This window comes from Methanolacinia petrolearia DSM 11571 (assembly GCF_000147875.1).
Taxonomy (GTDB): domain Archaea; phylum Halobacteriota; class Methanomicrobia; order Methanomicrobiales; family Methanomicrobiaceae; genus Methanolacinia; species Methanolacinia petrolearia.
The window spans coordinates 741,908-762,933 of record NC_014507.1; the positions used below are offsets into that span (position 1 = coordinate 741,908).

The 21,026-nt window shown below is 47.5% G+C and carries 18 protein-coding genes and 2 rRNA genes; 8 read left to right on the forward strand and 12 right to left on the reverse strand.

Features of this window, described 5'->3' with window-relative positions:
• The first annotated feature begins 12 nt into the window (after positions 1-12).
• The 4 genes from MPET_RS03680 (at position 13) to ppcA (ending at position 5,943) form a co-directional block, all read left to right on the forward strand.
• Positions 13-2,932: ribosomal RNA gene (locus tag MPET_RS03680) — 23S ribosomal RNA — on the forward strand.
• 94 nt (positions 2,933-3,026) lie between these two features.
• Positions 3,027-3,148 (forward strand): 5S ribosomal RNA (gene rrf, locus MPET_RS03685).
• A gap of 683 nt (positions 3,149-3,831) precedes the next feature.
• Entirely contained in the window at positions 3,832-4,284 is a 453-nt protein-coding gene (locus tag MPET_RS03690) for a hypothetical protein (RefSeq protein WP_013328679.1), read from the forward strand.
• A gap of 189 nt (positions 4,285-4,473) precedes the next feature.
• Positions 4,474-5,943, forward strand: a complete 1,470-nt coding sequence (gene ppcA, locus MPET_RS03695; RefSeq protein WP_013328680.1) for a phosphoenolpyruvate carboxylase — start codon at positions 4,474-4,476, stop codon at positions 5,941-5,943.
• A gap of 235 nt (positions 5,944-6,178) precedes the next feature.
• On the opposite strand, the gene MPET_RS03700 is transcribed toward ppcA, so the two are convergent.
• From MPET_RS03700 to dph5, 6 genes are all read right to left on the reverse strand, one after another.
• The gene (locus tag MPET_RS03700; protein WP_013328681.1) at positions 6,179-6,442 is read right to left on the reverse strand and encodes a methyltransferase domain-containing protein; all 264 of its coding nucleotides are present in this window, start codon (positions 6,440-6,442) and stop codon (positions 6,179-6,181) included.
• Positions 6,443-6,465: 23 nt separating this feature from the next.
• Positions 6,466-6,666 carry a trans-aconitate 2-methyltransferase gene (locus MPET_RS15275; RefSeq protein WP_013328682.1) on the reverse strand — a complete coding sequence of 67 codons (201 nt, stop codon included), beginning with the start codon at positions 6,664-6,666 and terminating at the stop codon, positions 6,466-6,468.
• 21 nt (positions 6,667-6,687) lie between these two features.
• The gene (locus tag MPET_RS03710; protein ID WP_013328683.1) at positions 6,688-7,431 is read right to left on the reverse strand and encodes an alpha/beta hydrolase; all 744 of its coding nucleotides are present in this window, start codon (positions 7,429-7,431) and stop codon (positions 6,688-6,690) included.
• 50 nt (positions 7,432-7,481) lie between these two features.
• Positions 7,482-8,543: a lysylphosphatidylglycerol synthase transmembrane domain-containing protein gene (locus MPET_RS03715; RefSeq protein ID WP_013328684.1), complete on the reverse strand. Its 1,062-nt coding sequence runs from the start codon at positions 8,541-8,543 to the stop codon at positions 7,482-7,484.
• 109 nt (positions 8,544-8,652) lie between these two features.
• Positions 8,653-9,240 (reverse strand): DUF357 domain-containing protein, encoded by a 588-nt coding sequence (locus MPET_RS14395; protein WP_013328685.1) that lies wholly within the window; start codon positions 9,238-9,240, stop codon positions 8,653-8,655.
• Complete coding sequence (gene dph5, locus MPET_RS03725; RefSeq protein WP_013328686.1) at positions 9,237-9,989, reverse strand: diphthine synthase; 753 nt, start codon at positions 9,987-9,989, stop codon at positions 9,237-9,239. Before dph5 ends, MPET_RS14395 begins: the two co-directional genes overlap by 4 nt.
• Positions 9,990-10,060: 71 nt before the next feature.
• Here dph5 and MPET_RS03730 point away from each other — a divergent pair, with 71 nt between their 5' ends.
• Positions 10,061-10,720: an undecaprenyl diphosphate synthase family protein gene (locus MPET_RS03730; RefSeq protein ID WP_013328687.1), complete on the forward strand. Its 660-nt coding sequence runs from the start codon at positions 10,061-10,063 to the stop codon at positions 10,718-10,720.
• Here the strand turns inward: MPET_RS03730 and uppS are convergent.
• The 3 genes from uppS to lysS are packed head-to-tail and all read right to left on the reverse strand — an operon-like array spanning position 10,708 to position 13,962.
• On the reverse strand, positions 10,708-11,481 hold the full coding sequence (gene uppS, locus MPET_RS03735; protein ID WP_013328688.1) for a polyprenyl diphosphate synthase: 774 nt from the start codon (positions 11,479-11,481) through the stop codon (positions 10,708-10,710). The genes MPET_RS03730 and uppS overlap by 13 nt on opposite strands.
• Complete coding sequence (locus MPET_RS03740; protein WP_013328689.1) at positions 11,478-12,446, reverse strand: radical SAM protein; 969 nt, start codon at positions 12,444-12,446, stop codon at positions 11,478-11,480. Before MPET_RS03740 ends, uppS begins: the two co-directional genes overlap by 4 nt.
• Before the next feature lies 1 nt (position 12,447).
• Positions 12,448-13,962, reverse strand: coding sequence for a lysine--tRNA ligase (gene lysS, locus MPET_RS03745; RefSeq protein WP_013328690.1), 1,515 nt, complete (start codon positions 13,960-13,962; stop codon positions 12,448-12,450).
• Between the two features lie 119 nt (positions 13,963-14,081).
• Between lysS and MPET_RS03750 the strand changes: the two genes are divergently transcribed.
• The 3 genes from MPET_RS03750 to MPET_RS15650 all read left to right on the forward strand — a co-directional run bounded on the left by MPET_RS03750 (position 14,082) and on the right by MPET_RS15650 (position 19,405).
• Positions 14,082-14,960, forward strand: coding sequence for a DUF7289 family protein (locus tag MPET_RS03750; protein WP_013328691.1), 879 nt, complete (start codon positions 14,082-14,084; stop codon positions 14,958-14,960).
• Positions 14,961-15,016: 56 nt separating this feature from the next.
• A complete protein-coding gene (locus MPET_RS03755) occupies positions 15,017-16,564 on the forward strand; it encodes a PKD domain-containing protein (RefSeq protein WP_013328692.1) in 1,548 nt (515 codons plus the stop codon).
• A 348-nt stretch (positions 16,565-16,912) separates the two neighbouring features.
• The gene (locus MPET_RS15650; protein WP_013328693.1) at positions 16,913-19,405 is read left to right on the forward strand and encodes a PKD domain-containing protein; all 2,493 of its coding nucleotides are present in this window, start codon (positions 16,913-16,915) and stop codon (positions 19,403-19,405) included.
• A 147-nt stretch (positions 19,406-19,552) separates the two neighbouring features.
• On the opposite strand, the gene MPET_RS03765 is transcribed toward MPET_RS15650, so the two are convergent.
• The 3 genes from MPET_RS03765 to MPET_RS03775 are packed head-to-tail and all read right to left on the reverse strand — an operon-like array spanning position 19,553 to position 20,988.
• Positions 19,553-19,951, reverse strand: a complete 399-nt coding sequence (locus MPET_RS03765) for a Zn-ribbon domain-containing protein (RefSeq protein ID WP_013328694.1) — start codon at positions 19,949-19,951, stop codon at positions 19,553-19,555.
• A 9-nt stretch (positions 19,952-19,960) separates the two neighbouring features.
• Positions 19,961-20,341, reverse strand: a complete 381-nt coding sequence (locus MPET_RS03770; protein WP_013328695.1) for a DUF2073 domain-containing protein — start codon at positions 20,339-20,341, stop codon at positions 19,961-19,963.
• Positions 20,342-20,346: 5 nt separating this feature from the next.
• Entirely contained in the window at positions 20,347-20,988 is a 642-nt protein-coding gene (locus tag MPET_RS03775; RefSeq protein WP_013328696.1) for an Era-like GTP-binding protein, read from the reverse strand.
• Between the last annotated feature and the right edge of the window lie 38 nt (positions 20,989-21,026).

Below are 21,026 nucleotides of genomic sequence, written 5' to 3' on the forward strand. Positions count from 1 at the left end.
TTAAGCCGATATAATGCTGAATTACGTTCTGCCTGTCAGTGAATGGCTCGGTTCGAGTGCCGATGAAGGGCGTGCCAAGCTGCGATAAGCTCCGGGAAGACGCAAGGATTCTATGATCCGGAGATACCCTAATGGGACATCCTGTAGTCTTTTGACTACGATTGGTAACAATCGGTAACCCCCCGAATTGAAACATCTCAGTAGGGGGAGGAAGAGAAATCAAACGAGATGTCGTAAGTAAAGGCGATCGAAAGCGACAGAGTTCAAACTGAATCCCGCAAGGGAGATGTGGTGTTATAGGCCCACTGTTCGCACATGATTTGAAATGGAATTTGTTCTGGAACGTCAAACCAGAGAGGGTGACAGTCCCGTACATGTAAGAATCCTGTGTATATGTGGAGTCCTGAGTAGCGCGGGTTGGCATTCTCGCGTGAATTTGGGGGTCATCAACCTCCAAAACTAAATACTCCTCGAAACCGATAGCGCATTAGTAGCGTGAGCGAAAGCTGAAAAGTAACCCTGGAAAGGTGGTGAATAAGTGCCTGAAACTGGCAGGCGATGGTGTGTTATGGCGTGAAAGGATCTTTGCATCGAAAGAATCAGTCGCGAGGCTGTAGTATGGGATGCATTGCCAGCGTCATAACTTACGTTTTGAAGAACGGGCCAGAGAGTTTACTCTTTCGGCGAGGTTAACCTGTTATGGGAAGCCGAAGCGAAAGCGACAAGTCCGTAAGTTTTCTATGGGACGACGTATTAAAAGTGCGTGGAGTCGGAAGGGTAAGACCCGAAGCCCAGTGATCTATGCGTGGGCAGGCTGAAGGGTGACGAAAGTTGCGTGGAGGGCCGAAACGGTTTTGATATGCAAATCATTCGTATGACCTGCGTATAGGGGTGAAAGGCCAATCGAACTGGGCATCCGCTGGTTCCTCTCGAAACATGCCGTAGCATGACCTGAGTGGAGATAGATAGTGAGGTAGAGCACTGATTGTGGGAGTTGGGGGAGAAATCCCTCACCCTGCTGTCAAACTCCAAATTCCCTATCGTCGTAGAAGCTCGGAAGTCCGCACTGCGGGGTAAGCTTGTAGTGCGTAAGGGAGACAACCCAGCCCGTGGTTAATGTCCCTCAGTGTAGGTTAAGTGTAAACACTAAATGAGGTCCTAGGTCAAAGACAACTGGAAGGTGAGCTTAGAAGCAGCTATCCTTTAAAAAGTGCGTAACAGCTTACCAGTCGAGATTTAGGGCGCAGAAAATGGACGGGGCTGAAACCTACCACAGATACCACGGACCATACTATGTATGATGGCGTAGAGAGGCGTTCTGCATGGGCGGAAGCAGGGATGTAAGTTCCTGTGGACCGTGTAGAAATGAGAATTCTGGCATTAGTAGAAGCATTAGTTAGGTGAGAATCCTAACCGCCGCAGGGGCTAGGTTTCCTCGACAATGTTCGTCAGTCGAGGGTTAGTCGGTCCTAAGTTATACCGTAACTCGAGTATAGCGAAAGGGAAACAGGTTAATATTCCTGTACCATCTGTCAATAATCCTGACGCTTCGGGATATGCCTTGCAGGGTAGTCGCCCTGTTTAAGCGTATAAGCCTTTGGAGAACCGTAATGGTGAGAATTAGGTGAAATCGTGATGAGTAATTAAGGCGCATTCCTGGAGCCCGTGAAAAGGGGACAAGATGACCGTACCGAGATCTGACACAGGTGCCCCTAGCTGAGTAGGCTAAGGCGTGTCGGTTTAATTGTGTTTAGGGAACTCGGCAAAATAGCTCCGTAACTTTGGAATAAGGAGTGCCTGCCCGGAGATCGGGCAGGTCGCAGTGACTCGGGGACTCCGACTGTCTAATAACAACATAGCAGACTGCAACTCGGAAACGACTAGTATAGTCTGTGATTCCTGCCCAGTGCAGGTATCTGAACACCGGGTACAACCGGACGAAGGACCTGTAAACGGCGGGGGTAACTATGACCCTCTTAAGGTAGCGTAGTACCTTGTCGCTTAATTGGCGACTTGCATGAATGGATTAACGAGAGTCCTACTGTCCCAAACACAAGTCCGTTGAACATTTTATCCTAGTGCAGAGGCTAGGGACTCCATATGGGAAGTGAAGACCCCGTGGAGCTTTACTGCAGCCTGTCGTTGTGTTACGGTATTCCTTGCGCAGAGTAGATGGGAGATGTCGATCCGTTCCTCGTGGGGAACGGGGAGTCGCAATCTGAGACACCATCCTAGGTTTATTGTAACACTAACTCGCTTAGAGGACACCGGTAGGTAGGCAGTTTGGGTGGGGCGCCACACCCTCGAAAAGGTATCAAGGGTGCCCCAAGGTCAACTCATGTGAGTCAGAAACTCACAGGAGAGTGTCAAGAGCAAAAGTTGGCCTGACGCTGACACGAACAGTAAGTGTCTGCGAGAGGAAACTCGGGTCTAACGAACCAATGAGCGCTTTTGATGAGTGCCATTGACGACAGAAAAGCTACCCCGGGGATAACAGAGTCGTCGCCGGCAAGAGCACATATCGACCCGGCGGCTTGCTACCTCGATGTCGGTTCTTTCCATCCTGGCTGTGCAGCAGCAGCCAAGGGTGAGGTTGTTCGCCTATTAAAGGGGATCGTGAGCTGGGTTTAGACCGTCGTGAGACAGGTCGGTTACTATCTATATGGAGTGTTGGGAGTCTGAAGGTAAGACGGAAATAGTACGAGAGGAACTTTCCGTCGGCGCCACTGGTAGACCGGTTGTCCGACAGGGCAATGCCGGGTGGCTACGCGCTACGGGATAAAAGCTGAAAGCATCTAAGCTTGAAGCCTGACCTGAAAAGAGACTCCGTTATAGGGCACGAGTAAAAGACTCGTTTGATAGACTTGGGATGTACGCACGAAGGCAACGACGTGTTCAGTCCACAAGCACTAACGCCCGATAATTCAGCAATTGGCTATACCGCTGAAATCCAGACGAAATCCTTCTGTGCACACACTATACAGTCAGATATTTGCAAACGTTCCGGTTCATGACCGGAGTCTGACGTTTGCGGCCATAGCGGTGGTGTCACACCCGGACCCGTTTCGAACCCGGAAGTTAAGACCACCCACGCAGGATGCTGTACTGAGATACGCGAGTTCTCGGGAACCATCCCCCGCTGCAATCCCGGTAAGGATTGTGAACTGTTCTACGAGAAATTTTGAAGAAGACCGTAAGGTATGATTGTTTTAATGAAATTTTATAGAAGACCGTAAGGTATTGAGTAATTTTAAATGATTAATAAGACACTCATGTTTTTGATTGCTTTCGTGATTTTTTTATTTGAGCTTGAGTTTTGTTTTATTTAATAGCAGAGAAGGGAGGGGGCACATCCTCCTCCCTTCAACCCTTCCCCTGCTCGCGATAGACGCCGTCGGGACGGGCAAGCATCCCTCCGGCTCCTCGTGTTTTCCCGATGAATCTAATAATTTCACTGTTTAAGAATAATCAGAATAGTAAATCTTCCCGGCCAAGGCTACCCGGACGGGTAGGCGTCCAGGCCGGGTTATCATCATTGCGAAAGTTCGCGAAGCGAACTGAGCATGGGGCTGTCCCGAAGGGGCTTAAGCCCTTACAATAATTAAAGCAAAAATAATGAGAAATCCAAAAATAGACCTCAGTCTTTTCAACAATTTTATTGTAGAAAATCATACGAACAAACATTTATTGCCGATCAAATCGTATGGGGGCATTAAGGGAGACGTAGTAAACGCAATCTCCTGGCTTTCATTAGGGGGCAGAATAGTACAATCTGTAACCTTTTTGAAAGAAATCCCTTAATTTCTTTGATAAAATTAAGGGGGGCTCAAAATGAAAGAAGAACATTTGAAATTGGCGGCAGCCAATCTTGGCGAAGGCGTGACCTTCAAGGGACTGATGTCGAAAAAAGCTCAACTCAAGCATGGATATGCAAAAGAAGCAAAAGACGTTGCCGGGTGGAATTATGTGGTAAAGGAGGCAGCAAGTGGAGTCTGCTATTCATATTATGCTGCACAACCCCCGCTTATCGGGATGACCCGGCCTGTTGTCATCAAATGCCCGCTTGGCGTGAGAGCGTTCGACAGCTACAAGATCGATTTCAAGGAAGCGATCAATATATTCCATAAACTCGACTGCGGAGATGCATTCACGGAAATGACCCTCTACTATGTATTATATCCGGGTGTGACTGAACCCCACTGGTACATCAGATCCGTTACAGGCTGTACTGTTGTAATCGGTGCAGACAGTGGAAAGGTGATGGACCCGATACACAGGGACTAAACCTTTCTCACTATTTTTTGGATATATAATATTCATTTTAAACAAATCGGACCCGGATATTTCATCAGTTCTAGATTAGAATCCCGGCTCATAGTTTTATAAGACATCTCCACCGAAAAGATTACATTATTCAAAACGAACCTATATTGTCAACTATGATTTGAAATATGGTTGACAAGAGTATATACCATGTCCGCAGATTATAGCCATGTTCCGAGATGCATGAGCACCCAGCATCCGGACAACGTTCACCCGCCTTTCTTTGCCCAAAACCCTGTACTTGAGGGTGAAGACGAGGTGGTTGAGGCCTATTACGTCTATTCAAATCTCGGGTGCGACGAGCAGATGTGGGACTGCGAGGGGAAGGAAGTCGATAGTTTCGTTGTAAAAAAACTCCTTTCGAGATACGGTGATTATTTCAGCGAGAGACAGATCGGCAGGGAAAAATTCCTTACACTGAGAGTTCCGAACCCTGAGATCGAGCATACCGAGGGAAAGATCCTGCTTGAGACTCTCGAAAGCATCCCGAGATCGTTCGACCTGGCAAGTCTGTTCTATAAAAACGACTTCGCCCCGATATTTGAGGTAATCCTCCCGATGACCTCTTCATTCGAATCGATCGACAACATCTACCAGTATTACCGTGATTTTGTCGTAGGCAAGAAGGACAAGCGTCTTGGCGGCCGTGATTGCACGATTGCCGACTGGGTGGGCGACATCAGGCCGGAAAAGATAAACGTAATTCCGCTTTTCGAGGATATGAAGAGCATCCTCAATTCGGATAAGATACTCAGGCGTTATATCGACGGCAAAAAAATTGATTACCAGAGGGTCTTCTTCGCCCGCTCCGATCCAGCAATGAATTACGGGCTGATCGGCGCAGTCCTCCTGAACAAGATTGGCCTCTATAAAGCCGGTGCAGTTTCCGAAGCGACTGGTGTTCCTGTTCTCCCGATCATCGGTGCAGGCTCCGCTCCGTTCAGGGGAAACCTCAGGCCTGATACGATCCGGCGGACACTTGCCGAATACCCGGGAGCATGGACCTTCACTGTCCAGTCCGCATTCAAGTACGACTACCCGGCGGAAGATGTGCGAAAAGCAGTGGAAGAACTTAAAAAAGCGCCTGTAAACCCTGCGCCTGAGATCTCAGAAGAAAGGTGCACAGATATTGTAGAACGCTACTCTGCGGAGTACAACAGGCACCTGAAAGAGCTTGCAGGACTCGTCAACAGGGTTGCACCCTATGTACCTCAGAGGAGGAAGCGGAAGCTCCATATAGGACTCTTCGGTTACTCCAGGTCTTCCGGCGACATCGAACTTCCGAGGGCAATCACATTCACGGCGGCGATGTATTCTATCGGAGTTCCACCTGAGATTCTCGGCCTGTCCGCATTAAAAGAGAACGATATGGAATATCTCCATGAAGTCTACGCGAACTTCGAACAGGACATTCTCGATTCACTGAGATACCTGAACCCTGAATCGCCCTATATTCCTGAAGGCATAATGGAATTTGTCGGCGATCATTTCGATTTCGAAACGAACCCGGATCATACGAATATCACGAATAAAATCATCGCCGATATAACAGGCAACAGCTGCTTCGAGATGCAGAACGACATTCTCGCCGCTGCAGGAATCAGGAAATTCATCGGATAAATTAAAAATTATTCTTTTTTCGTGGATGGATATTTTTTCATTATTCCGAATAGAAAAAGTGAAATTCTTGATGTAGAGTCGTCATGTTTATCGATTAATACCGGCGGCTCCAGTAATGTCTCGAGCATAAGGCTGCTTTTGTTTAAAAGATTCAGGTAATAGGAAACAGGCCGGTGATAATGAGTGGTAGATCCCCAGAAATTATTTTTTTCGGAAGAATGAGACAGGTAATCCGTTATTTTTTTATGCGTCTTTTTTCCTTTATCATCAGTTTCCCAGTCGCCCAGGTAAAAGCATGGGTGAACAACAGAGAAATAGAAGTATCCCCCGTCAATACTCTTGAAAAATTTGCTATGGTACTTGAGATGTTTTTAAGATCCATTAAAACCTGGTTGCAGAATATAATGTCGAATTGTTCATCGGAATAGGGTAATTCTTCTTCCAAATCCAGTAAATCAAATTTTATTTCCAGGTACTTCTCTTTTGCCATCTTCAGCATTTCTGAAGACCCGTCGCATCCGGTTACATCTGCTCCCTGCTCATGAAAAAATTCGCATAATATCCGTCTCCGCAACCTGCATCAAGAATACTGAGGCCATGGAGATCACGAACCAATAATGATTTTACATATTTTTTGTTGAATAAGGAATAGGGAGAATTTTCCTGTGATCTGGAATATTCGGCTGCAGCCTTGTCCCACTCATTAATAGAATCGTTGTTCATGGTATCTCCTGAGTATGTTCTTTAACGGGAAGGATAGCCTGCCGATCCGCCCAGATCCTCTTTCGCCCACGAATCGAATGCCCGGAGCTGTTCATCGGTATGGAAGAAATGCTCTCCGCCTTCGAGAACCGTAACCGGCGCTTTGTACCGTGAAGAAAAACCGGAAATTTCTTTCCATTCCGACAGATCATCCTTTGAACCGTAAAGAATCGATGTAGGTGATTTCCATTCGAATGAAACCGGATTATCTTTCACGTAGCGGTAATAATTAATGTCCAGGGCCTGGCCGTCAGGGAGCTGAATCCTGCCTTCGCTGTTAAGTCTCTCTTCGCTTATACCGTTATTTTTCATCATGTTCTCGATAAGTCGTTCCATATTCACTATAGGGGACAGGAACAGGCTTTGCTCCAAATCAAGATCATGATAGGCAAGGAGGCTGAAATAGGCCCCGATACTGCACGCGAATAAACTGATTTCCGACGAAATCGTTTCTGCATAATCATAGACCGCCTTAAGATCGCTTACGCAGTTTTCAGGATTACATTCGTAATTATCACCTTGTCGTTCGCCATGCGTAGGGAGATCGAAACTTGGGGCCCGGTAACCGGCGGAGACGGCCGTTTGTGCTATCATCTCTATGACTGTGTCTTCTTTGCCGGAGCAGTTGCCATGTACCTCGATCAATAACCTGTGGCCTGATTTTCCCCAAAGAACAGCAGGGATCGCAATTTCGTTGTTATCTATCTTTATGTACTCTTTATCCATTTTCAATAAAATCCTGGGAAAAAAAATAAAAAATGTTCGATCGACCCGATCTAATCTTTCCTTAGCTGACCCGCCTTTGCGATCTTATCCTTTATCGCCTTCCTGACTACCTCACGCTTGACAATTATGACTGTCCCAAAGATCCCGAGGAAGATATTGAAGTAATACAGGATAAGCCTCCACAGGACCACGAATATGCCTACTATTGCAGACGGAACGAAGAGTGCGTAAAGAGACGTAGCCGAGAGTTCTGCGATACCAGAACTTCCCGGTGTAAGCGGGATCATCATGATTATGGCAATAATAATCTGTGCCACAAACGATTCGACGATATGCGGCCCTTCGCCAAGACCCATCAGTATAAGCGAAGCGATGTAGAACTCGGAGAACCAGTAGAGAACTGTGAAGAGAGCTCCCCACATAAGACCTCTTTTCGAGTGGCTCACATAATTCTTCAGGGCGGAGTTGAAATTGTCGACCTCCTCGTCGATATCTTTTGTAAGCTTCTCAATCTTTTCTGCACGCCAGCGTTTCGTGAACCAGCCTGAGACCTTCTTGATCAGCCTCTTGAGAAACTCGGGATTCTTAACTGAATATGCAAAGAGAACCACAAACCCGACGATCATCAGCCACATGAAGAGAAGCGGAATCGTTATTGTAAGACCAAGCTCTTCCGCACCGATCCACAGGAGAAACATTGCGACTCCCCCTATTATGCCCAGCAGGATGCCGTCAAGAACCCTCTCCATGATGACGATTGCTGTAGCGTCACCCAGCGGAACGTTGACCCGGTATAGTTCATGTATTCTGACAGGCTCCCCTCCTGCCTGAGAGGGAGTCACTGCTGCGATCAGGAGATTTGCAAACACCATATTCAGGCAGTGGAGGAACGGGACTTTATATCCCAGTGACAGGGACATCATCTTGATCCTCATGGACCAGAAACACATGGATATCATGTGCAGTACCAGAGCTGCAATAAGATATACCGGCTTTAACTGCTGAAGATAAGTTATTGTCTGTTCGTCTATGGTAAAATAGAGAACAACTGCAAGAACAATTATACTGAATACGATTGAAACCGCAAGCCATTTCCACTGATTCCTGTCCATATTTTTAATCCAAATCTCCTGAAAAGTTTAGTCCTGCCACATATAAACCCTTTAAGGTTCTAACGGATTCATGACGCAATTGGAAAAGATGAATTAATCCATCCAATTTTTAAACAGTGAACAGTCTCCTGTCTCCAGTAATGGAGAGGATTCCAATGCGAACACCGGCATCCAGCCACCCGTAGCCGTAACTGAAATGCCAGAGCGCAGAAGAAAGGCTGTTGTCACCTTCTTTTTCCTGTTCATAGCCCCACCCTTCCGTAAGATGCCTCCCGGCAATATCCATGATATCAATCGCTGCAGTAAAGACAGGACTCTCTTTATCCGGTGCGGGTGTGACACCTCTGACGGCCGAGTCCAGCATGCGGTGATATCTTCCGGTCTTCTCCTCAAGGTGATCATTGAGAGGTTCAGGGATCTCTTCGTCGCAATTCAGAGTTGTGAACCCGATATCGGCCATGCACGAGATCAGCCCCGCGTATATCCCGGCATCCAGCCATCCCAGTCCGTATGCATATGATGCAAGGGCGTTTACTTCGTCGCCCGACCCGAGGAATGTGCCGCCGTCGCTCAGGTAGGCGAGTGCCATTTCGATGATCTCCTCAGCGGCACTGTGCAGCGGTGTATTCTCCGGGGGAGATATCGACGAGAATTCGATCTTTTCCTTCAGCAGATCCCCTGCGGCTTTGATCTTCATAATCCTGCAAAAGTTTCGAGGTATTCCTGCTCCATCATATGAAGCTCTCCGGGAACGATAAGGATGTGAAGCGGATCGCCGAAGTCTGCTGATTTCAGTTTTTCGGCATCGCCTGCGATAACCGCCGGTGCATCCGATCCAGCCCTTGCAATTCCTATATAGAGCTTAGGGGGAGTTTTGTTCTCCATCCCTGCCATCTGCTCGATAATCTCTATCCCTTCGTTTACAGTCATGAACCTGTCCGGTTTGATATCGAGAAAGACAATGGTGTGCAGGTTGTCGTCAAGGTTCTTCAGGATTGTATTGAGAGGAGTCGTAGGGAACCATCCCTTCTCAGGGTAGGGAACGGAGCATGATTTCCCGAACCTGTAGTTCTGGAGCCCGGAGAGCCCGCACACCGCACTTTGTATTGACGACGCGTGGATTATTGCAGTTTCTATGCCCTCCCTCATAGCCCTGATGCGAAGATCCGAATGCGTGGTAGAAACCATTGGATCACCGCCGGTGAGGAACACTGCATCGCCTTTTTTTGCAGCCTCAAGAATTTTTTCAGGTTCGTTCTCTACATCCTGGCGCCCGAGAATGGTGAGTTTTTTTCCGTAAAGGAGCTCCATTTTTTGAATATTCGTTCCCGTGAGACGCGAGGTGTATGACTCAAGAAAAATTTCGTCAGAGTCCCTTATGCGCTCAAGACCTTTTATTGATATATCTTTCTCATCAAAGAGTCCTAATCCGACAAAGTACAGCATATTGTATCCCTTATTTTTCGAAATTCAATTAGTATATATTTATGTAATAAAGAGAAAAAGAATTAGTTAGTTTGTGGTTGACTCTTAACCACAGACATACACCGAACGACTGGAATGTCTTTGGGGCATCAATTGACATGCTTATAAGGCGGTATTACGAAAGCAGGCTGAAGAAGGGGATTATAAATCCTCCCGAATCCGTATGCTTCATGCTGACTGACAGGGATGTCGCCGATGCCCCGGAGAAAACCAATGAAGTGGCGAAATGGTGTTGCGATCTTGGGATCAGCCATATCACGTTTCATGTCGATACGGACAATCCCGGGGGATTGAAATCTTTCCTTGAAAAGTTAAAAGAGATCTCCGGATTTGCACAGGTAAACATCTATTGTGCAGGTGAGAAATTCGTTGCAGGCGAAGGTGCGGACGTCCATGTAGCAATTGGCGTAAGCGGCAGGGAGGAGATTGTTCGCTGCATACGGCACATGGCACAGGAAAAATTACACCCGAAAGACGTCGACGAAGAGATGATCGAGTCCCACCTGAGTTTCAGGTACGAACCCGACCTTGTAATAAAAGCCGGCGGCAGTCACCTGACCGACTTCCTGATATGGCAGTCGGTGTACTCGGAACTGTTCTTTACCGACGTAAACTGGAGTGAATTCAGAAAAATAGATCTCCTTAGAGCCCTCCGCGATTACCAGACAAGAAAAAGGCGTTACGGCAAATAAGAGCTGTCTACTCTGTTGCTGAAGACCCTGATACCCCTTAAGAGGTCGATCTTCCGGAATACCGGCCAGTAGGGTGCACAGAAATATACCGCCGATTCGTTTCCGTTTGCAAGCCAGGGCAGGAAGTTGGATGTCCTTTTGTCGTCCCCGGTCCTTATGATCAGATCCACCGGAGGGATATTCATGCCGTGATAGAGGTGGGCGTTGATCAGGTCTTCGGTTATATCTTCAGGAGTCAGGACGCCTCTTTCAATATCGTTCAGGATGCTCTTTGTCGCATGGAGGATCTCGTTTCTGCCGCCGTAGGCGAGAGCAAGATTTATTGTAAAATTGTTGTAGTTTTTTGTGACTTCCTCAACTTTTTCAATCCTTTTCAGGAGATCTTCCGGAACAAGATCGCGGTCGCCTACCATCTGGAATCGTATCCTGTTCTCGTGAACCCTCTCATCTTCAAGGGTTTCCATGGCTTTTTCAGTAAAGAGTTTAAACAGCTCGTTCTGCTCGTATTCCGACCTGTTGAAATTTTCGGTGGAAAAGCAGTATAGCGTAAGATGCCTGACGCCGATGTCTCTTGCCCATTCGAGAACCATATTTGTCTTCTCGGCTCCCATCCTGTGTCCTATCGCTACATCGATCCCTCTCTCTTTTGCATATCTCCTGTTCCCGTCCTGGATGATAGCGATATGATCCGGGATATGCCTGCACTGCCCGAGTATACGTCTCTCGTAAAAAGATTCCAGTACCTGTCCCGGCTTTCTCAAACTGGTGTCACCTCGACAATCATTCCATTATTGGGGTATCTTTCAATTATCTTTTTGTCTCCCGGAAAGTCGTCGGGGTATTCGGTCAACAGCCACCATGCAAGCTCGATCCTGTCATCGAATATCTCGCAGAGTTCTTCTTCGAGATCCTCAGGGACAGGTCCCGACGGGATCAGCACCCCGTAGACGACAGTTCCGTCCTCTGTGATCTCCTCGAACGGGCGTGCGGTATTTTCAGCGATCCTCTTGAGCCTTTCACGGAGCTGAACGGAGTCCTTGAAGGTCGATGAGCACCAGTGGACCTTGTCATCTGCGGCAAGAAGTTCTCCGGCCCACTCCTTTGCTCCCGGTACCGCATTATGATAGTCGTCTTCGAGACTCAGCTCTCTCTCCCTCATTGCGGCGGCGTTCGTCTCGCTCCATTCAAGTTCGTTGATATTCAGGTAATCGATAAGGGGAAGAACCGGGATGAGTTTTTCAAGGCCCGGAAGCGACGGTACCTCGATCGTCGCCTCCATCCCGAGTTCCTTTGCATCATTTATTGCCCTGATATAGTCGGTCCCGAGTATATTGTCCCAAAGCTCCTGCGGCGGGTGGAACCTGATCTCGTCGACGAGGCCTTTTAGCCTCGTTAACCTCTCCTTCGACGGAGCCATTCCTGTATACAGGTGTATATGATGCTCGTCCCCGAACTCTGCTTTCAGCATCCCTGCATAAAATATGACGCGTTCAGTCTCGAGAAGCGCTTCTCCGCCGGTAATCCCCGTTCCGAGGGCGTTCATATTCCTTGCTTCTTCCAGGACATCTTCGGGTTTTTCGACGAGCCTGTCGTTTGCAAATGTCCTGTCTTTATTCTTTCTTTCGTAGGATATCGGGCAGTACCAGCAATCCTTCTCGCACATGCCTGTAATGAACAGCACCATCTTTGCGCCTTTATGGCATTGCCTGCATCCTTTGCTGAGCACTTTATTCCACCGTTTCTTTGAGCCTTTCGATCACGAAATCCCTGCCGAGCGCCTCGAGGAACCACCCTGCACGCGGCCCTCTCTGCTTTCCGAGTATCGAGATATATATCGCAGTGAAGAGTTCTTTTGAGTCGATTCCCGCTTCATCTGCCGCTTCATAGACCACATTATGAAGATCCCCGGCATTCCATGTGTTAAGAGCGGAGTATTTCCCTACAAGGTTCGATATGGCTTTCTTCTGTCCGTCGGAAAGTTCGGCGCATTCGGGAGGCAGCTCCTTTGCAACGGTGAACTTCACCATATCGGGAGCATATTTCTCCACCCACTTCTCCGCCCTGTGAACTCTCCTGATCACGGCATCGCGGTTTGTTACATTGTACCCGCTTCTCTCGAGTATGTCGAAGATGTCGTTCTCATTTCTTGCAGTCTGTACGACGGTTACAAGATGCCTGAACGGGATGTCGGTTGCAACGCTCGATATTTTTGAGAACTCATACTCCCGCCCTTCTCCCTTCTCTGCGATTTTTGAGTATTCGTCGATGAGCGAGAGCAGGCCCATGCCGGGATCGAATGTGATTGCCTTCTCGGGTTTCGTCTTTACTATAAGGTACCTCAGGACGTCGGGCGGAACTATCTCGAGCATCGAGTCTATTGTTATCGCAACTCCGGTCGATGAAGCCATCGCTCCTTTTCCCTTGAGGCTGATCCATTCATAAGGAACAGGGAACGGTGCGGAGCCGCCGAAGATCTCTTCCACTATCTTTTTGCCCGTGTCGTATGAGCCGCCGGCTGCAGCGTGGTCCTTTCCGAAGGGCTCGATCGTGACTCCGAGCGCCTTCCATCTCATCGGCCAGTCGACACGCCATACGAGTTTGCCCTCGCCTTTCGAGTAGTCGCATACTCCTTCGTGGCCGCAGCCGCACCTGTACCTGACAAGGTGCTTTTCAGGATCGTGTTCGAGAAGTTCTGCGTTCGAGATGGTCCCGCAGCTGCTGCATATGGGATAGAACGGGACCCAGTTCTCCGGGAGCTGTCTTCCCGAAACGCTCTCGAGGATCTTCTTTATCCTGGGTGCGTTCTCAAGTGCGGTTTTGATCTCTTCGGTAAACATCCCGGACCTGTATAATTCGCTTGACCTGAGGACTTTCGGTTTTACATCAAGTTCTTCGAGCGAGTTAAGGAACGGTTCGAGAAAATGTTCGGCATAGCTTTTGTGCTTCCCGCAGGGGCACGGGATGTCGCAGATTGGCATCCCGATATATTTGCTGTATTCTTCGGGAAGGAACGGGTAGACCTTTCTTAAGGGATCGAACTCGTCCGCATTGTACATGAGTTCTACTTCAAGGCCCTTCTCCTGCATAGCCTTGTATACGATGTCGCCTGTAAGGACCTCTCTCATATTGCCGATATGGATAGGGCCCGACGGTGTAATCCCGGTAGCAATCCTGTGAGGAATATCCTGCCGGACTTCTGCGGCAATTACATCAGCCCAGTGTATCTTTTCCTGCCTGTTCATTTGCATGTGCCTTATATATTATTAGTCCGAGATTAACAATATGTAGGTTCTGTCAGCGGAAGAATAATTAATTTTTAGTGATTTAATTAAAGCATTAATATCTTAAGGGTACCTGGAGAATGAATCGTATATATAGTGAAGAAGGCCTTTCCGAGGTAATAGGAATTATCATGATCCTTGCCCTGATAATGGTATTTCTTTCAATATGGGTTATCTATGCCGTTCCTGCGGACGGGAGACAGCAGGAGATCGAGCACATGGGTTATATCCAGGACTGGTTCACACAATACAAGATTACGGCCGATTCGCTGTGGATAAATTACGATCCCGTGACTGGTGACGGTCCAAGTGATATCACGGTCTCGAATTCGCTTGTGCTCGGGTCGCAGGGTGGAGCAACATACAGCCAGGGGCTGTTTCTGATATTCATGAGGCCTTTTGGATCATCCGGAACAATTTCACTGGAAAACGGTTCCGAATGGTTCGAAATAAGCAACAGCAGCGGTGTTCTTTTGAATGAGGAGATCGGTAGCGTCCAGTACAAGGCACTGAATAACTATTGGATATCTCAGACCTATTATTACGAGATGGGGGGGGTGTTCCTTGAGCAAAGCGACGGGACAGTAAACAGGGTCGCTCCTCTTTTCGGTTTCAGTTCAAATGGTCAGGTAGCCACATTGGTGATCGTAAATCTTGATACGGAAGGATCGGGAACGAGATCGATCAGCGGAGAAAGCCAGGTCCGTATTGATACCTCACTTACGGACAGCACCGAAGAATATACATTCGAACCGGTTTCAGGAGAACCGTATACTATAAACATGACACTCAGGGACGCATCTGCTGCAAAGGCCTGGCGCAGTATCCTGAAAGAACTCGGCGGAGGTACTGTGACTCAGACCGGGAACCAGACTACAATAACAGGCCTGGATTCGATAAATTACCAGTACGCCAATTATACGGTTTCTCTGCAGTCTGTTGCAGCAACCTTCACCTGATACATAAGGAGTTCTATGTCCGTAATGTCATTCCGGTCTGGGAAAAGGGGCGCAAAATGAAGTTCAGAAAAGATTTGTCAGCAAAAAAGTTCATTTCCGGAGATGAGGGCGCCGTAGCGGAGCTGATTGGTGCTCTTCTTCTTACTGCTGTTATTGCTGTCGTTATTGGGATGCTGGCGTTAGTCGTATTTTCGGGCACTTCTGCTGTAGAAACTCCTGCACTCAGGGTGAGTACCGTTGACGGAGGAGGGTATATCGATCTTATTCACCAGGGAGGAGACACCCTCAAGAGGGAAACCACCCAAATTCTGGTCGACGGAGTTGACATGACTGATGATTTTAAGACGCCCGAGGGTGATCCCTGGATCACGTTTTCCGTCGGCGACATTCTGGAAAGCTCAATCCCATCCACTGAGGGTACCGTAATTCAGGTAATATCTACCGACTCCCGCAATCCTACGGTTATTGAAAGTATCACTACCCAGCCGGGAATCCCTGCACCTGTTGCAAACTTCACTTTCACTCCTGTTTCGGGGTATGCACCGCTGGAGGTCTCTTTCGAAGACCTGTCTACCGGTGATCCTACATCCTGGTTCTGGGATTTCGGGGACAATACCTCATCAACGTCAAAAAATCCGACGCACACATACAATAATTCAAGCACATATCCCGTTACTCTGACTGCCTGTAATGAAGGAGGATGCAGTTCCATTACAATTAACGTAACTGTCTTCGGATTTTCGGACTTTGTTACGAATGAGAGTGTCTTCGTGTACGGCAATCAGTTAAACTTTTTAGGAGATGATGTTTTAGGCAACGGCTCGACAGTAATAATTACCGGCGATCTCGTCACTTCTGACCTGAACGGAGGAGCCTTGATCTCTGTTACTAATATCTACATAGATGGTAATGTGTATCTTGACGGTGGTAGTGCAAGTCTGGGCTCTTCAGGTGAGTCTGGAATAATAGTAGTCAACGGTAGTGTGACATTTTGGGACGGTCGGAGGCATGTTTATGGAGAGCTCTATGTCAATGGAGACTTCAGTCTGAAAGATGCCAGAATTCATGACAATGTCTATGTTAATGGGAATCTCGAACTTGGGAATACTCCCTGGATTGCTCCGGATGCCTATATCTATTACACGGGTTCGATAAGCCATCCTGGTTCTTATCGTCAGGATATTCTCGATAAGTGCATCAAACAGACTACCGTCCCGCAGGCTGTGGTACCTGGCATTGAGATTCCCCAAGCTAATTCAGAATCCTGGTACACTTCAAGAGGATATGTTACTCCAAGTGGCAATCTTACGAGCAACATGAAGTTCTTTTCGAACAGTTTTTATTTTACAGACTGGATTTCGGGTGGCAAAGCGGAAAATGTTGTTATTGTTGCCTCAACTGGTGATATAACAATATATCACGGGGGTATTACAGTAACTGGGGTATTATTCGCTCCAAATGGCAGGGTTAACTTTGATGGTGAGAGATTTGAGGGAATTGTTATTGCAAAGGAAGGATTTTACGCCGATTACGGAACAGATGTCGAATTCAGGAATATTGCCGAATATATCAGCAATCTGGAAGATTACCCGTTTGGAAATTAGTCTTTTTTTGAATAATTTTCCAGTTCTTTTGCTGAAATCCCTGATCTGATCGTCAGCGATTAAACATTTTTTTATGATGGGGTCATTTCATGAAAACCGGTGGTTTGTTTATGGTTCGGCAGGAATGACGAAAAAGAGGATCATGGTTGCGGAAATTTCCGGCCGATTTTCAGGAATCATCTCTTGGTTATTTCCTGACGAACCCGAAGCAAGCAACACAACGCATTTAAATATCTATGAATAGTTAGAATACACTATACTGGTATTGCTGGATTGCCTGTGTCAATTATTAAATCTGTTTCACTTGTCTGTTCAGTTATGTTCCATATTTTCCGGGATTGATGCATCATGAAGAGAAACGACATCGAGATTGATGAAATCCAAAGATATGAGGCCGTTTCAGAGCTCATCGGTGTAGTATTAATGATCACTCTTGTTGTTGTGGGTATTGCCATGGTGGGCGTATTTATTACGGGCCAGAGTACACCCACAGAAATTCCCAGCCTGTCAATGATCCCGGATACTACAGAAAATGATCTGCTTTTGTATCATGACGGTGGCGACTCTCTTGCGTCCGGTGAATTTTTTGTCCGTGTGGACGGCGTCGATTATTATCCCGATCAAATAACACTCCTCGGCCAAGGCGATGATGACGAGGAGAGCGGAGGAGAATGGGATTCCTGGGATGTCGGTGAAACGCTCGTAATCGAAGATAAAAGCGATTACAACCAGATCCTTATAATCTCCACGAAAGGAGGGCAGGGAAGCCTGATCGCATCAAGCGGAGAGGGAGCATATACCCCAACAGCAACCTCCACCGCGACTGCGACATCAACTGCAACAGCTACTGCCACCGCGACTGTCACCGAAACGTCTACCCCTGGACAGCTGCCAGTAGCAGACTTTACGGCGAATCTAACCAGCGGTTCTGCTCCGCTTACTGTCAATTTCACCGATCTTTCGACAGGCAGTCCTACGTCATGGTTGTGGACCTTCGGCGACGCCCAGACATCGACAAACCAGAGCCCGCTTCACGTATACAACTCTGCAGGGATTTATAATGTCAGTCTCACAGTATGGAATGCGTATGGAAACGATACGGAGATAAAGACTGCCTATATCACTGTGAGCGAATTCCCGCAGCCCGCCGCGTGGTGGAAATTCGATGAATCCTCCGGAAGTACAGCCATAGACTCTTCAGGCAACGGCAATAACGGTCAGATCCAGGGTTCTTATTCCCGTGAAGAAGGCGCCTGTGACAGCGCATTATACTTTGACGGAACAAGTACCTATGTGCTGGTCCCTGATTCGGATACCCTGGATGCACCCGATTCGATTACTTATACCGCATGGCTCAAGCCCGAGACGCCGGGAATACTCTCCGGAACAAGTTCCACGTATTATAATTACACCTCCCTGATCTGTAAGGGCGATCAGGACAAGGATAATTATGAGTTATTTGTCAGGCGTATGTACTCCGGAACATCGCAGCTCTCATTTGAGACCTACTCCGGCGGCTATCGCGAATACAGCACTAACAACTTTGATTATGAGTATGGCCAGTGGCAGCATATCGCATTTGTTGCGGACACAGACTCCGGGACTGCAAAACTATACGTGAATGGCGAGTATGCTGCAACAGTCACCTCTTCGCTTCCGTCTTATTTCCAGACGAATGACGACGACCTGACCCTCGGCAAACAGCAGATGAACAGTTATTACTACCAGTTCTATTATAAGGGGCTCATGGATGATGTCAGGCTGTATACAACGGCTCTGACAGATGACCAGATCAGGGAGATCTACGAGACCTGTACTCCTTCTTATGGGCCTGTTGCGGAGTTTTCAGCCGATTTTACGTCCGGTGACGCTCCCCTGACGGTAACATTTACCGATCTGTCGACAGGTGCTCCAACCTCGTGGTACTGGGATTTCGGTGACGGCGAGACCTCAACCGGGCAAAACCCTGTGCATGAATATACATCCGGGGGGACATACACGGTCAGTCTGAGAGCTACTAATGCATATGGTTCAGATATCGAGGAGAAGACCGATTATGTCACCGTGACTGCGACGCGTTCAGATATTTACCTCAACACTCACAGACCCTTTTATTTCACATCGGGCGGTGAACTTGAATTTGATGTTACAGGTCCCAACTCTTACCTCCACTATAGGGGTTCCAAGATTTACCTCCCTGTTGGAACAAATGTCCGTATTGTTCTGATGAGCGACCAGGATGGATCTATTGATATGCGTTCCCCAGGAACGATAAACACTCTGAATTTTGATGATGCGAACCTGTATATTGACGGGGTGCTTAGGGAAAACTCCGGTTCTGTGTCCGATGTATGGATCTCGGGTTATTCGAATATGATTTCGACGCTTTCAATAGTTGTCCCTTACCCGGGGTATAATGTCCAGACATACCTGAGTGTTGACGGAACTGTGATTCTGCCTTATTCACCCACTAAGACCCCCGAGGTTCATATCAATAATATGTACCCGGGCAGTGGCAATGTATTCCAGCTCAGCGGTTCTACATACCTGGTGTGCAGTGCAGGAAGTTATGATTTAATTGAACCTTCAATACTCCCTGTTGCAGAATTTTATGGTACACCCACTGATGGCAGGAAGCCGATGACAGTATATTTCACTGATCTGTCTACAGGAGATCCTATATACTGGTCTTGGGACTTTGGAGATGGGAATACTTCAACTGAGCAAAACCCTACTCATGTATATACATGGCAGGGATGGTATGATGTCTCACTCACAGTCACCAATGCTGATGGAAGTGACAGTATTACAAAAAATAAGTATATACGTGTGAGAAACTGATGAAATCTCCTTTTTAGGAATAAATTTTTCAGCGGATAATTATTGGGGGTCCAACTTTATTGAATAAAAGGAAATGGTTACTGAAAAGTAATTTTTGTTTTTGCTTGATGAAAACAGTTTGAAATTGATCCTGGTAATTTCAAAGAACTATTTCTTCCTCTTTTTCTTTTTATCCTTCTCTACCTTTCCCATCGAAAGCAGATCGACGATGTACTTGTCGTCCTTTCCCATCTGCATTACCATCTCGTCGCTCTTTGCGAGCTTTTCAAGGTTTAGTTCGTAAGATCCGGGATTCAGGACACGGATGCTCTCTATCCTGTCGTATATCTCAACCGGCTCTTCCTCCTTGCTGGTGCTTACTTCAAGAAGAGAATCTTTTTTCTCTTCGATCACATCCTCTATGCTCTTCTCTTCAAGAATGTCCTTATGAAGATCTTCAGGCTTGATGTAGAGAAACTTTTTTCCTCCGCAACTGGGGCATCCCTTCAGGATGTCGGTTGTACCGTCCTTAAACTCCCTGCCGCATTTTGTACACTTGTGTGGCATTATCAGGTTTCACCTTGAGGATACCCAGGCACTGATGAGATCCTTGTCTTTCTTCAACGTCTTCATCTGGTTTGCAGGCCCTATTACTGTAAGGCGGCCTGGAGATTCCTTTTTGCCGAAGAGACCCCCGAAAAGTCCGCCACCTCCCTTGTGGCTTTCAGCCGGTCCCCCGGAATATGTCTCCATCTCTATTCCGGCAAATCCGTCGGGAGTAATCTCCCTCATCGTGGTCTCGATAAGAAGGCTCTGCTCGTCCGCAGTCAGGCCTTTTTCAAGAACCACTACATTTCCTTCCATGACCTTTTCAAGAATCAGCCTGACTTTCTCCAATGCCGTGAGTCTTTCGAGGCGGTCAGCCGATATGAGGTCTATCTGAACTCCCTGTATCATTTTATTCACCCGAAATACTCGATCATTTTATCGTAGAGCTCCTCTACGTTCGTCCCCTCCAGTCCGGAGATGGAAATAACCGGGTGCTGCGGGAAGGCGCTCTTGATCCTTGAAGGAGCTGCATCCGGAAGATCCGTCTTGTTTGCAACGATAATAACAGGCAGATCCCTGCTCTCGATGATTCCGATAAGCATGATATTTACCTGGACGAAAGGATCCTGTGTTGAATCGAGCATATAGATAACCCCGTCTATATCCTCTCTCAGCCAGTGCATGGCCTCTGCAACACCTTCCGTCGCCTCCCTTGCCCGCACGATGGCCTCGTCGGCCTCGATTCCGTACTCGAGAAACTCCTTGTAGTCGATCTTCGTCGTAACACCCGGCGTATCGACGATATCGATAGTGACCGAATTCCCCGTTTCGTCAGAGATAGTAACCCCTTCTTTTCTTCTCGCACGTCTTGTTTCGTGCGGGATCTCGCTTACAGGGCCGACGGCGTCTCCTGTCCAGTCCCTGACTATCCGGTTTGAAAGAGTTGTTTTTCCTGCATTTGGGGGCCCGTATATACCTACCCTCATCTGCTTTTTCTTCATCAGGCCCTTAAAGAACCTGGAAAATTTTTGTTTCGTTCGAATAAGAAAACTCATCTTTGTACTAACTCCAGCATATCAACTAATATTATGTA

Bases quoted from the DNA above. Each gene is read 5' to 3' on its own strand.
- MPET_RS03710 (WP_013328683.1), bottom strand. From the start codon at position 7,431: ATGGATAAAGAGTACATAAAGATAGATAACAACGAAATTGCGATCCCT.
- MPET_RS15650 (WP_013328693.1), top strand. From the start codon at position 16,913: ATGAAGAGAAACGACATCGAGATTGATGAAATCCAAAGATATGAGGCC.
- MPET_RS03700 (WP_013328681.1), bottom strand. From the start codon at position 6,442: ATGCTGAAGATGGCAAAAGAGAAGTACCTGGAAATAAAATTTGATTTA.
- MPET_RS03690 (WP_013328679.1), top strand. From the start codon at position 3,832: ATGAAAGAAGAACATTTGAAATTGGCGGCAGCCAATCTTGGCGAAGGC.
- dph5 (WP_013328686.1), bottom strand. From the start codon at position 9,989: ATGCTGTACTTTGTCGGATTAGGACTCTTTGATGAGAAAGATATATCA.
- MPET_RS03755 (WP_013328692.1), top strand. From the start codon at position 15,017: ATGAAGTTCAGAAAAGATTTGTCAGCAAAAAAGTTCATTTCCGGAGAT.
- MPET_RS03750 (WP_013328691.1), top strand. From the start codon at position 14,082: ATGAATCGTATATATAGTGAAGAAGGCCTTTCCGAGGTAATAGGAATT.
- MPET_RS03775 (WP_013328696.1), bottom strand. From the start codon at position 20,988: ATGAGTTTTCTTATTCGAACGAAACAAAAATTTTCCAGGTTCTTTAAG.
- MPET_RS15275 (WP_013328682.1), bottom strand. From the start codon at position 6,666: ATGAACAACGATTCTATTAATGAGTGGGACAAGGCTGCAGCCGAATAT.
- MPET_RS03765 (WP_013328694.1), bottom strand. From the start codon at position 19,951: ATGCCACACAAGTGTACAAAATGCGGCAGGGAGTTTAAGGACGGTACA.
- MPET_RS03715 (WP_013328684.1), bottom strand. From the start codon at position 8,543: ATGGACAGGAATCAGTGGAAATGGCTTGCGGTTTCAATCGTATTCAGT.
- ppcA (WP_013328680.1), top strand. From the start codon at position 4,474: ATGTCCGCAGATTATAGCCATGTTCCGAGATGCATGAGCACCCAGCAT.
- lysS (WP_013328690.1), bottom strand. From the start codon at position 13,962: ATGAACAGGCAGGAAAAGATACACTGGGCTGATGTAATTGCCGCAGAA.
- MPET_RS14395 (WP_013328685.1), bottom strand. From the start codon at position 9,240: ATGAAGATCAAAGCCGCAGGGGATCTGCTGAAGGAAAAGATCGAATTC.
- MPET_RS03770 (WP_013328695.1), bottom strand. From the start codon at position 20,341: ATGATACAGGGAGTTCAGATAGACCTCATATCGGCTGACCGCCTCGAA.